This is a genomic window from Humisphaera borealis, assembly GCF_015169395.1.
Taxonomy (GTDB): Bacteria; Planctomycetota; Phycisphaerae; order Tepidisphaerales; family Tepidisphaeraceae; genus Humisphaera; species Humisphaera borealis.
Genome location: NZ_CP063458.1, coordinates 6,515,055 through 6,527,448, shown reverse-complemented (window position 1 = coordinate 6,527,448; position 12,394 = coordinate 6,515,055). Strand labels below are relative to the sequence as shown.

Sequence of the window (12,394 nt, the reverse complement as noted above, 5' to 3'; positions counted from 1 at the left end):
AAGGCGGACCCTACTTGGATGCCACCGGCGTGGACGACAGGTCGTCGAACCGGATCGGCGTGCCGGCGTACGGGTGGCCCCAGATGCTGGCACGACCGGCAGGCGGCGCGACGGTGTCGGTCGCCTTGATCGTCCAGGCCTCCGGCTCCTTCTGATCCGCCGGCCAGGCCTTGCCTTCGATCGTCCACTTGCCCTCGCCGCCGCTGGTGACGCGCAGCTTCAGGCTGGTCCAGCTCCCGCTCGTCCACTTGTAGGGCACGCGTGCGACCTCTTCGGTCTCCTTCTTGCGAAGGATCAGCGCATCCTGCCCGGGCAGCACCCAGACCTTCCAACCGCCAGAGTCATTGGCCCCGATGCCGAACTCGGGAAACATCCGGCCGGCGTTGCTGGCGTGGATCTTGGCGCCCACTTCAACGGTCATCAGGTTTTCGGCCCCGAAGAGCACGCCGAAGGAATCCAGCGGAGCGCCGGGCAGTTCCAGTACCTTGTTGGTGCCGTCTTCGACGATCTTGAAGCCGCCGTTGAGGATGAACAGTTCCTCCGGCGGCGGGCCGGGCTGGAACTTCTGCAGGTCGGTCGAATAGGGACCGGCCGGCGGCTTGGCATCGCCGAGCAACAGACCGGCCGAGGCCGACACGAGGGCGAGGCAGAGGATGTTCTTGTACAGAGGTCGGGGCACTTGCAGCTCCGTAGGGGATTGATTTCTGGGCGACGGATTCACGGATTCACCACGAAGAGCACGAAGAGAAGCGGAAGAGTCTTTTTAAGGAGCCGCGCACGGAGTGTACTCACGGAGTAAGCGGGAACTGTGTCGGTTTGGGGTCATTCCCCGCTTACTGCGTGAGTACACTCCGTGCGCGGCTCCTTAAAAACTCACATACTCTCAGGATGACCGTTGAGAGAGTCGACGAACCTGGTCGCTCCTCTTCGTGTCCTCCGCGATCTTCGTGCTCTTCGTGGTGAAAGCCGAACGTAAGTATTCTTCACTTCCCGAACTACTACTTTTTCAACGCGAACAACTGCGTCCCGGTCGCGATGTACAGCACGCCGTTGGCGGCGATCGGGGACGAGAAGATCGGGCCGAGCATGTCGGCTTTGCCGAGTACCTTCTCGGCCTTGCCGAACTCCAGGATGATCAGCTCGGCCGATTCGTTGCCGATGTAGATTTTCCCGTCGGCGATCAACGCCGAGCCCCACACGTTGGACTCGACATCGTGCCGCCAGACCGCCTTGCCGGTGGCGGCGTCCAGGCAGTGAACGATACCGAGCAACTCGGGCACCAGCACCATGCCGTCGGCGACGGCAGCGGTCGACATCGACCGGCCAACGTTGGTGTTCTGCCAGACGATTTTCGGCGTCAGCTTGCCGCCCGCTGATTCGATCTCGATGCAGCTCGTCGCGCCGGCGCCGCCGCCATGCTCGGGATCCTGCCCGATGCTGATGTAGATCCTTCCTCCGGCGACCACCGGCGTGGCGATGATCTCGCTCGGGCCCTTGCCGTCGCGGTACTTGAGGGGCTTGCCGTCCTGGCTGCGATACTCGGCCGGGTTGCCGTCGATGCGCCATAGTTCGGTGAGCGAGCCGTCGGCGGCCGGAACGGGGTCAAACCCGTAGAGAATGCCATCGCCGCCGCCAAAGACGATGGTCGGTTTGCCGGCCAGCTCGCCGTAGGTCGGGGCCGACCAGTTGCAATAGAAGGTACGGCCGCTGATGCCGAGCTTTTCCTGGCCCAGGAGCTTGCCGGTCTTCTTGTCGAGGCAAATCAGCGCCGGGGCGTAGGGCGCGGGCACGTGCTTGTCTGACCAGTCGACGCCGTTAGACGTGGTGATGTAGACGCGGTCGCCGACGACGAGCGGATTGCTCGCGGTCTGGTAGTGAGGATAGACGCCCAGTTCGTGCCGCAGGTCGTATCGCCAGACGATGTCGGCGTCGGTCGGGCCGAGTTCCAAGGCCGGCTTGGGTTCGCCTTCGGGGGTCTGCCCGGCGACGTAGGTGCCTTCGGTCTTGAACTCGCCGTCGTTGCCGTTCGCCAGGCCCGCGGTATCCAGGGCGAGCACTTCGGCGCGGTTAGTGACGACAAAGACGCGGTCGCCTTCAACGGCCGGCGACGAGCAGATGCCGCATTCTTCCCAATCGACATTTCGGCCGGCGGCGAGCTTGGGCGTGACCAGCTGCCAGGCGAGCTTGCCGGTCTTTTCGTCCAGGCAGTACAGGACGCCGTAGTCCCCCTCGTACTTTTCGTCGCGGGGGTGGGCGTTGTTGGTGCCGACGTAAACCTTGCCACCGGCGACGACCGGGTTGCCGTAGGTCTGCGAACCGAGCTTAGCCGCCCAGAGCACGCCCTTCGAAGCCTTAAGGTCGATGGTTTCGTCGCCCTCTTTAATGGTAATCGCCGACGGCAGGCCCTTTTCGGCCGAGACCATGTTCCGGGAGCCGTCGCGGCCCCACGTCGGCCAATCCTCGGCGATCAACGGAACGGCGACCGCCGACACGGCGGCGGCGAGGAACGCGCACAACTTCAACTTATTCATGAACGATTCTCGTAAGAGAGAACGGAGGGCGGGCGTCTAAGCCCATAACGGTGTCGCCACATGTTCTCGGATGAAACGTCCGCCAGGCGATAAGTTCAACGACCATTTCCCTTAACTATTTGCCGGCTCGATGGTACAAGACCGGGCCGATCGGTGTCACCTCGGAGAACCACCGGTTGCAGCCCATTTTCACAACCATATTTCGGTGGCGGAGGCAACAAACGTCATGAAGAGCTACCTGTCCCGACTGATGCCGTTGACCCTGGCGGCGATCGTCTCTATTGCGAGCCCCGTACGTGCCGAAGACGCCGCCAACTGGGCACAATGGCGCGGCCCGAACTACGACGGTTCGTCCCCGGCGAAGAACCTGCCGACCGAGTTCGGCAAAGACAAGAACCTGCTCTGGGCCGCCAAGCTGCCCGGCATCAGCAACGCCACGCCGATCGTCTACGGCGATCGCGTCTTCACGACGTCGATCGACGAAGGCCGCAAGATGGCGGTGATCTGCCTGAGCCGTGCGGACGGCAAGGTCCTCTGGCAGAAGGACGCCGGCACCGCCCAGATCCGCCCGAAGGGTGAAAACGATGTGGCGGCCCCGTCGCCCGTGACCGACGGCAAGACCGTCGTCTTCATGTTCGGCACCGGCGACATCCTCGCGTTTGATGTCGACGGCAAGCCGCTCTGGGCCCGAAACCTGCAGCGTGAGATCGGCGAGTGGAACATCAACTGGATCTACGGCTCCAGTCCGACGCTGCACAAGGGCAAGCTGTATGTGCAGGTTCTGCACACCGACAAGCCCTACGCCGGCACCGCCCTGCCGGGTGCGATCAAGTACGAAGGCAACGAAGTGCCGTCGTACCTGCTGGCCCTCGACCCGCTGAGTGGCAAGGAACTCTTCCGAGTCGTCCGCCCGACCGACGCCGTCCAGGAGACCAAAGAGTCGTACGCCACCCCCATTCCCTACACGACCAAGGAGGGCCGCGAGGAAATCCTGATCGTCGGCGGCGACGCCGTCACCGGTCACGACCCCGTCACCGGCAAGGAGATCTGGCGTTACACCGGCTGGGACCCCAAGAAGGAACCGTTCTGGCGGCTGATCCCGTCCGTCGGCATTGGCGGCGGCATGATCCTGGCCTGTGCCCCCAAGAACGGCCCGGTCATGGGCATTAAAGAAGGCGGCGTCGGCGACGTTTCCACCAGCCATCACGCCTGGAAGACCGACGGCAAGGAAATCTCCTCCGACGTCCCCGTTCCCCTCTACTACCAGAATCACTTCTACATTCTCGACCACGGCGGCACGAAGCTGACCAAGGTCGTCCCCGCCACCGGCGCGGCCGTCTGGGTGACCAAGCTCGAAGGCGTCAAGGCCGTATGCCGCGCCTCCCCGACCGGTGCCGACGGCAAGATCTACTGCATGAACGTCAATGGCGACGTCTGGGTCGTCTCGCCGGAAGACGGCAAGATCCTCAGCAAGACCGCGCTCGGCGGTAACAAAAGCGCTCGCGGCACCGTCGCCGTCGTCGACGGCATGCTCCTGATCCGCGAAGGCGTGACGCTGTACGCCTTTGGCGTCAAGTAAGGATGAAGCCGGAAGGATGAAGGCGGAAACGATCCGCGTCGTCCTTCGTCCTGGTTTGCTTCATCCTTCATCCTTCTGATTTCATCCTTCTTCTCTGGTGTTTCTCCATGGCAATGCCCATCTCGATTGAGCCGTCCTCGCAATCCGACAACTCCGATCCGGGCAAGCCCTGGTACAAGCTGCTGAGTGGCTATCACTGGTTCGTATTCATCATTGCGTCGGCGGCCTGGCTGTTCGACTGCCTCGATCAGCGGCTCTTCTCGCTCGCCCGCATCCCGGCTCTCAACGCGCTGGCGCCCGCCGGCACGCTGCCTGCCGATGTGCAGGCCTTCGGCAAGGTCGTCACGGCATTCTTCCTGATCGGTTGGGGCATTGGCGGGCTCATCTTCGGTGCGCTCGGCGACAAGTTCGGCCGCTCGAAGATGCTGATGCTCACGATCTTGATCTACTCCCTGTTCACGGGGCTCAGCTTCTTCAGCCATTCCTGGTTCGATTTCACCGCCTGCCGCTTCCTGACCGGCCTGGGCGTGGGCGGCGTGTTCGGCCTGGCCGTCGCGCTGATCGCCGAGACGGTTCCTTCCGGTGCCCGCGTGCAAGCCCTTGGCCTGTTGCAGGTGCTGTCCACCGTTGGCAACGTGATGGCCGTCGGCATTAAGTACCTGCTCGACAGCCTCGAGAAGAATGGCACCATCACGGGCGGCGAAGGCTGGCGCTGGATGTTCCTGGTCGGCCTGACCCCGGCGATCATGGTCGTCTTCAGCTACAAGCGACTGAAAGAGCCCGAAAGCTGGCTCAAGCTCAAGAACGAGGGGAAGCTTCCCAAGGGCAGCATTCTCGTGCCGTATCAGAACCTGGTGCGTTCCACCCGGTGGCGGCGGAATCTGATCGTCGGTTCGCTCATCGCCTCGACCGGCGTGATCGGCCTCTGGGCGATCGGTGAATACGCTGTCGACCTGCAGAACATGGTCTTCGGCAAGTACTTCACCGAACAGGCCGCCCTCGGCAAGATCGCCAAGACCGACATCAAGCTCAACGTCGAAAACGCCAAGACGCTGGCCTACCTGCTGAACATGCTGGGCGCAGGTGTCGGCATGTGGTTGTTCACCAAGGTCGCCGCCGCGACCGGCCGCCGGACGGCGTTCGCGATCGGCTTTGTCGCAGCGCTGGTCGTCACCGCGTTCACCTACTGGAAGATGGAAACGCCGATCGACGCCTACTGGATGATGCCGCTGATGGGCGCCGCCCAGCTCGGACCGTTCGCCGGCTTTGCGATCTACCTGCCCGAACTGTTCCCCGGCAGCCTGCGCAGCACCGGCACGAGCTTCTGCTACAACCTCGGCCGCTTCGCCGCCGCGGGTGGCAGCTTCTTCTCGGCGTATCTCACCAAGCTGTTCACGACGAGCGATGCGACGTCTTCGCTGCCGCTGCGGTACAGCGCGATCGCGATGTGCTCGATCTTCCTGATCGGCCTGTTCACGCTGCCGTTCGCGCCCGAGACCAAGGGCAAGCCGTTGCCGTCGGACGAGGTCGCCCCGCCCGAACCCGGTTTCGCCCCAGCCCCCGCGGGCACGCCGGCCAAGGCGTGAGGACCGCAGGGTCCGCCTTGGCGGACGCGAACGCTGACGACGCGAAGGAAAAAACAAACGAGCCGGTATCGCGAATCGCGATACCGGCTCGTTCGATTTCTGGTGGCAGGTTGTCGGTACCCGATCCGCGTCCTACTTCAACTCAATGCAAACCGCTTCGGTCTTGCTCCGCGTGTAGATTTTGCCGTTGGCGACGATCGCGGCGCACCAGAACTTCTCGCCGGGGATCTGCGTGGACGCCTTCTGCTTGAAGCCGGCGGGCGTTGCTTCAACGAGCGCCAGCTTGCCGGCGTCGCCCTGCACGAGGATGTGCCCGTCGACGAAGATCGTGCCGCCGCCGCTGCCGAAGCCCGGCTGCCGCCATTTGATCTGGCCGGTCTTGAGTTCCAGGCAGCCGACGGGTGCCCCGCCACCCTTGCCGCCGGCGAAGTCTTTAAAGCCGAAGATGCCGTAGATGTGTCCTTCGTGGTAGACCGGCGTGGACCAGTGGTGGACGTTGTGCCCTTCCTTGTTCTCCTGCTTCAGGAAGTACAACTGCTGGGCCGAGAAGGCCTCGCCGCTCTTGCCGATCTTGAACGCCGCCGTGCCGACGTCGTAGCCGGCCGAGCAGTAAACAATATCGGCGTCTTCACCCGTGCCGACGATAGGGCTTGCTGCGGTGCTGACCTTGAACGGGAACTGCGCTTTCCACAGTTCCTTGCCGCTATCGGCGGCGAGCGAGACCAGGCCGCTCTGCATGAAGAAGATGACCTGCTTCACGCCATGAATCGTCGCCGGGACTGGCGACGCGTGGGTGATCTTTTCGTTGCCGACGGCCCAGAGCACGTCGCCGGTCTTCTTGTCGAATGCCGCCATCGACTTGCCGGCCCCGCCGCCGGCGACGTAGATGCGGTTGTCGTCGATCACCGGCGACGCAGCGCTGCCCCACTTCAGATCCTGGCCACCCATTTCGGCCTTGACGTCCTTCACCCAGTTCTGTTTGCCGGTCTTGGCGTCGAAGCTCGCGAGCTTGAGGTTGACCGACAGCACGTAGACGTTGTCGCCGTCGATCGCCGGTGTGCTGCGCGGGTTGCTGCCGCCCTGGCGGTCGGTGATGGTCTGGTCGACCGGGCGGGCCCAGACTTCCTTGCCGGTCTTGGCGTTGTAAGCGACCAGGGTTTCGCGGCTCTGGCGGTCCTGGAACAGATACGCCGCGTCGCCGGCGACCGCGAACGTGCCGAAGCCTTCGCCGACGGGAATCTTCCAGGCGATCTTGGCCTTGGCGAAGCCGCTCGCGACGCCGGCCTCGTCGGACCTGCCGTCGGCCTTGGGCCCGCGGTACTGCGACCAGTCGGCGGCGACGACGACCGAGGTCATCGCGGCGACGGACAGAACGGCCGCCGAGCGAACCAGCCGGCGCTTCCAGGACGAGGCGAGAGTGTGTGCGGTCATAACCGGAGTTCCTTTCAATCCACGTTACAGGGCAAGGCGAAAAGGGCAGCGAATCCGCCCGGACACAGTACAATCGAGCCGGTGGAATGCTGCAAGAGATTTTGCGTTAGCTCATCGATCGAGCCGGCTGTCCGTGACACGGCTTTCCAAGCCGTGCGAGCGATGTGGGAGTCTTGAACCGTTAATCCTCAGTTCTCAAAACGCTGTTTGAAAATGGGTCGAGGATAAAAGTCCTTTTTGAGTTCGGGAGTCGCACGCACGGCTTGGAAAGCACAACTGTCCGGCAATTTACCAATTCCAGCGTGAGCCATGACCTGGCACATCCTCATTTCACCAGAGTCGCTCGGCTTTGCTTGCGATCGCGGCTGATGGCGCGCATGCGGCGGCGTCACCCTCAGATCAGGGTGTGCGGGAACGTCGTGGCTTCAGGCCAGCTTCTTGCGTGCCCGCAGCCGGGCCTGACGCGCTCGTTCCAGCGAACGCTCTCGCTCGCGTTTGGCGATCACCGCCATCGCCTCCTGGATCGACATCTGGCCCCGGGCCACGCGGCCCAGCGCCGCCAGGGCGTAGACGCTGACGCGGTAGCCGCTCTGCACGTACATCATCAGCACGGCGATCACCGCGATGTACAGCTGCGTGGTGATCCCATTGCGGCTGGTGCTCAGCAGGTGGTCCATTCCCGCCCAGGTCTTGAGCCACTTGAAAAACAGCTCGATCTGCCAGCGCAGCCGGTAAACGGCGCCGACGACGTGAGCCCCGACCGTCGCCGCGGGAAGATTGGTCAGCAGCCGCAGTGCCTGGGATTCGCCCGATCGGTCGGTGCTCTCGATGGTGATGCAGCGGAACAGGCCCGCCGGCGCGTCGCGGCCGGGAAGTCTCACCACTTCCTCGGCGATCACGCCCGCCTCGACGTCCGCCGCCGACGGCGGCAGGGTCTGGACCACCGTCATCGCCGGTTGGTTGGATTTGATACGAACGACAAAGTCGCTGCCCTTGTCCAGGACGGCGCCGAGGAAGCCGAACTCGACGAAGTTGCGGTCCACGACGTACAGCACGCCGGGCAGGAGGTCGGCGGCGAAGGCCGCGGCCTCCGAATGCCCGTCGTCGCCGCTGACGGTCAGCACGCGGGGAATCCAGTTGCCGGCGTCGAGCTGGACGTTGGCGCGGACCTGTCCCTGCACGCCGCCGTCGCGGTTCTTTTGGCGCATCGCCCAGGCCACATCGCACAGCGTGGTCATGTAAGTGCCGTCGGCGGCGATGATCTGCCGGGTGATCCCTTCGAGGCCGTCGGCGTCGCCGAGATTCGGGACACGTTGCTGCAGGTCGTCGATCAGCGGCACGAGCAGCTGAGGGTCGAACGCTGCAAGAGCGTCGGCGGTGGTCGAGCGTGCCAGCTTGTCGAGTCGCAGATCGCCCTGGAAGTCGCCGCAGTCTTCGATGCGTCGCAGCGATCGGGCCATGGGATCGAAGAACGACAGGAGCAGGCCTTTGACCAACTGGTCGCGGCCGAGGATGGTGTTGCCGTGAGCCGGCAGCGCCGCCAGACGATGGAGATGTTCGTCGAGGAGATTCCCGGAGCGGCGCACGGCCAGACGTCGGTCCGACGGCGTCGGTTGCTGCTGCGAGGATGAACGACGGACCGCCACGGGCGCGAACTATGCCACGCGGCATCAGAAAGCGCAAGAGCGAAATCTTGCGAATGTCACGGCGTCGAAATGCCGGACAGTTGTGCTTGGAAAGCCGTGTCACGGACGCTTGCCCGGTTTCTGACATGCCTCTGCTTCGAAGGAGTCGTGATGAAAGCGCTGTTTGCACTCTCAATCCTCTCACTGGCCTTTCCCGCGATGGCCAAGTCGCCCGTTGCACTCGACGAACGGCTGGCGATCGAGCTCATCGCCCAGGAACCCGCGATCGTCACGCCGACGGGCGTCTTCGCCGATGTCCGCGACAATGTCTGGGCGATCGAGTGCAACACGCACTTCCCCCCGAAGGATTACAAAGGCTATCCGACCGACCGGATCTTCGTCTTCTCGGGATACGAACAGGCGGACGCGGGCGCTCCCACCACCCGCCCGGGGACAGCCGTCGCTGGGGGAACTGGGGAGGGTATCGATCCCAAAACCGGTCTTGCCCCCGGTGTCCAACGAACCACTTTTGCCGACGGCCTCATGCAGGCGATGAGCCTGACCATGACCCCGGCCGGCAAAATCTACGTCGTCTGCCGAAACGAGATCGTCTACTTCGAAGACAAGAACCACGACCTTAAGCCCGATGAACTCGACCTCGGCGACGGCAAAAAGGGCGACCGAAAGGTTCTGCTCCGCCTCGACACCAAAGCCACCTATCCGCACAACGGCCTGAACGGTGCCACCCTGTCGCCCGACGGCGAGTTCCTCTACTTCTGCCTCGGCCTGAACACCGGCTTCGATTACAGCGTGATCGGGTCCGACGGCAGCAAGATCTCCGGCGGCGGCGAAGGCGGTTCCGTCTGGCGCTGCACGCCGGCCGGGGGAAAAGTCGAGCGCATCGCGATTGGTTTCTGGAACTGCCACGACCTGACGTTCGACGCCTTCGGCCGGCTGTTCGCCGTCGACAACGACCCCGACGACATCGGCCCCTGCCGGCTGCTCGACATCATCGAAGGCGGCGACTACGGCTGGAAGTTCAAGAACGGCCGCAAAGGCGTCCACCCCTTCACCAGTTGGAACGGCGAACTCCCCGGCACGCTGCCGATGGTCGCCCCGACAGGCGAAGCCCCCAGCGGCATCCTCGCGTACGAAAGCGACAATTGGCCGGCCGACTATCTCGGCCAGGTGCTCGTCACGAGCTGGGGCGACCACACCATCCAGCGTTTCGAGTTGAAGGAGAAAGGCGCCAGCTTCACGAGTACGCCGGTGAACATCATCCGAGGCGGCGACGACTTCCGCCCCGTCGGCATCACGCAGGCGAGCGACGGCAGCGTGTTCTTTACCGACTGGGTGGACAAGAGCTACACGCTGCACCTAAAGGGGAAGCTTTGGCGCATCCGCGCACAGGCCCCCACGACGCAACCCGCCCAAAAAGAGACCGGCGGTTCCGCCGCGGGCTCAGTCGCGAAGCGACTGCGGGTGGATGAAGTGACGAAGGCACCTCAATCGGAGCTGATTCAGCTCTGCTCCGCTCCCCGGCGTGAAATTCGGATCGCCGCCGGTGATTCCCTCGCAGCATCGGGCGATACGGGGCTGCGAGAGCTCGTGAAGCTCTACGTTGTCGAGAAGGACCGACCTCTGATCGACGCCTACTGGTCTCTGAAGCGAAGGGAGCGTGCCGAAGGTCCTCAATCGCTCCTGAGGGCCTTAATGACAGAGCTTTCGCCGCTACCGAAGATTAGCCAGCCGGGCGACAACGTGTTCGCCGACAGGATCGTTCGCTATCCAGACGTCGGGAACTCGTCGCAAAGTCTTCGTCGATTGTTGACGTTCTTGGGACAGGATTCCGCTGCTCAACGCCGAGATACCCTTCTTGGGCTCTGCAAGGTCTTGGATGTGACCGCTCGATCCGATCCGTTTCTAAATGCAGCAGCAATCCATGCGCTGTCGAAGAACTCCATCTTGCCTGAAGATGCCCTGACCAGGGAGTCAGCGGTGCTTGCACCCTTCTATCCGTTGATCGCAAGGCGCAACGGCAGTCCCGAAGCTGTCGCATTGCTGCCAAAGTTCCTTAAGTCCCCCGACCCCGCCGTCCGCCGCGTCGCCCTCCAATGGATCGGCGAAGACCGCCTCGTCCAGTTCAAGGACAACCTGCCCGACGCCCTCAAGGCCGGCGACGTGACGCGCGATCTGCTCGCGACGTATCTCGCGGCGCAGGAGAAGCTCAATACGCCGTTGCCCGAACCCGGCAAGCCGCCGGCGGAGCGGTCGGTGTCGCAGTTCGCGGTCGAGTTCCTGCTCGATGAGAAGAACGACGCCAAACTCCGCAAGGTGGCGCTGGAGCTGGTGAATCCAACCGACGCCAAGCCGTCGTCGAAGCAGCTTGTCGCGCTGATCGAGCCGATGGGTCTTGCTGCGATTCAGGCGATCGCCTGGCGGGACGACCCCGAATCGCAGGCGGCGTTGCGGGCCGTCGCCGCGGATGCCAAGCGCGACATCGCCGAACGGCGGGAAGCCGTTCTGGGGCTCGCGCGATCGGCGCTGGCGTCCGCGGAGACCAAATCTGTGTTGCGGGAGATCCTCCTTGGTAGGGGCACACGGCGTGTGCCCGCGGCCGAGGCGAAAGATCCGCCCACACCGATTACGGCCGACAAGCCAAACGGCGTTCGCGGTGAACGCAACCCGGCAAATGGGATCGTCGATCCGGCGGGCAAACGCCGTGTGCCCCTACAGGCGGCGACGGAAGCCGATCTGCGGCTGGACGCGCTCAAAGCGATGCGCGGCGCACTCGATGCCGCTGATGGCAAGGCGCTCGTCGACGAACTCATGTCCGCCGCCACGAAGAAGCAGCCCGACGGCACCGCGGTTCTGAATGAGGCGGAATGGGCCGAGCAGATCATGCTCGCGTTCAAGCCGACACCCGAAGCGTTGTCCGCCGCCGACCGCAAGCGGCTGGAGCCGCTGCTGCCGCAACGGTCTCCGCTGCTGTGGCAGGTGATTGGCAGTGGTGCCGATCGGGATTCCCGACCGGTCGGCGATCCCGATGCCGGGCGGCGCGTTTTTGCCCTGGCGACAGGCGCCCGGTGTTACGTTTGCCATCAGTTCGACGGCCGGGGCGGCGCGGTGGGGCCTGATCTTTCGCGTGTCCGGTCCGCGATGGACGACGCCAAGATCGTCGAATCGATTATTGAACCGAGCAAGGAGATCGCCCCGCTGTACGTGTCGTCGATCATCGAACTCAAGAACGGCGACACGATCAGCGGCGTAGGCCTGAACGAAGCCGGCGCGGCTTATGTCGCGATCGCCGACGCCACCGGCAAACGCCATCGCATTAAGGCCGAGGACATCGTCAGCCGTCGCGAGGAGAAGATCTCCGTGATGCCCGAAGGGTTAGTCGACACGATGTCGGTGCAGGAGTTCCGGGATTTGTTGGCGTATCTGCGTCGGCTGTGAAACGAGTTGACGATACGGCGTCCGTGACACGGGTTTCTAACCCGTGCGAGCGATGTGTAGGTGGCAAAAACGTTCATCCTCAAGACCCTTCTGCGGTGCCAGCCATTTTCGGCCGAGGCGTTAGAAGGGATGACTTGAGGATGAACAGTCAGCTACTCCGGCATCGCTCGCACGGGTTGGAAACCC

At 63.7% G+C, this 12,394-nt stretch carries 7 protein-coding genes; 3 read left to right on the top strand and 4 right to left on the bottom strand.

The features are described 5' to 3' along the window. Positions 1-10: 10 nt before the first annotated feature. The gene (locus tag IPV69_RS24565) at positions 11-679 is read right to left on the bottom strand and encodes a hypothetical protein (protein WP_206292371.1); all 669 of its coding nucleotides are present in this window, start codon (positions 677-679) and stop codon (positions 11-13) included. A gap of 319 nt (positions 680-998) precedes the next feature. Further along, a complete protein-coding gene (locus IPV69_RS24560; RefSeq protein ID WP_206292370.1) occupies positions 999-2,531 on the bottom strand; it encodes an outer membrane protein assembly factor BamB family protein in 1,533 nt (510 codons plus the stop codon). A gap of 226 nt (positions 2,532-2,757) precedes the next feature. Here IPV69_RS24560 and IPV69_RS24555 point away from each other — a divergent pair, with 226 nt between their 5' ends. Continuing rightward, a complete protein-coding gene (locus IPV69_RS24555) occupies positions 2,758-4,110 on the top strand; it encodes an outer membrane protein assembly factor BamB family protein (RefSeq protein ID WP_206292369.1) in 1,353 nt (450 codons plus the stop codon). Positions 4,111-4,223: 113 nt separating this feature from the next. Then, the gene (locus IPV69_RS24550; protein ID WP_206292368.1) at positions 4,224-5,696 is read left to right on the top strand and encodes an MFS transporter; all 1,473 of its coding nucleotides are present in this window, start codon (positions 4,224-4,226) and stop codon (positions 5,694-5,696) included. A gap of 132 nt (positions 5,697-5,828) precedes the next feature. Here IPV69_RS24550 and IPV69_RS24545 read toward each other — a convergent pair whose 3' ends face one another. Continuing rightward, positions 5,829-7,127, bottom strand: coding sequence for a PQQ-binding-like beta-propeller repeat protein (locus IPV69_RS24545; RefSeq protein WP_206292367.1), 1,299 nt, complete (start codon positions 7,125-7,127; stop codon positions 5,829-5,831). A 425-nt stretch (positions 7,128-7,552) separates the two neighbouring features. Next, positions 7,553-8,713 (bottom strand): IS4 family transposase, encoded by a 1,161-nt coding sequence (locus IPV69_RS24540; protein ID WP_206290457.1) that lies wholly within the window; start codon positions 8,711-8,713, stop codon positions 7,553-7,555. A gap of 210 nt (positions 8,714-8,923) precedes the next feature. Here IPV69_RS24540 and IPV69_RS24535 point away from each other — a divergent pair, with 210 nt between their 5' ends. Next, on the top strand, positions 8,924-12,208 hold the full coding sequence (locus IPV69_RS24535; protein WP_206292366.1) for a PVC-type heme-binding CxxCH protein: 3,285 nt from the start codon (positions 8,924-8,926) through the stop codon (positions 12,206-12,208). The last annotated feature ends 186 nt before the right edge of the window (positions 12,209-12,394 follow it).

Bases quoted from the DNA above. Each gene is read 5' to 3' on its own strand.
- IPV69_RS24535 (WP_206292366.1), top strand. From the start codon at position 8,924: ATGAAAGCGCTGTTTGCACTCTCAATCCTCTCACTGGCCTTTCCCGCG.
- IPV69_RS24555 (WP_206292369.1), top strand. From the start codon at position 2,758: ATGAAGAGCTACCTGTCCCGACTGATGCCGTTGACCCTGGCGGCGATC.
- IPV69_RS24550 (WP_206292368.1), top strand. From the start codon at position 4,224: ATGCCCATCTCGATTGAGCCGTCCTCGCAATCCGACAACTCCGATCCG.
- IPV69_RS24560 (WP_206292370.1), bottom strand. From the start codon at position 2,531: ATGAATAAGTTGAAGTTGTGCGCGTTCCTCGCCGCCGCCGTGTCGGCG.
- IPV69_RS24545 (WP_206292367.1), bottom strand. From the start codon at position 7,127: ATGACCGCACACACTCTCGCCTCGTCCTGGAAGCGCCGGCTGGTTCGC.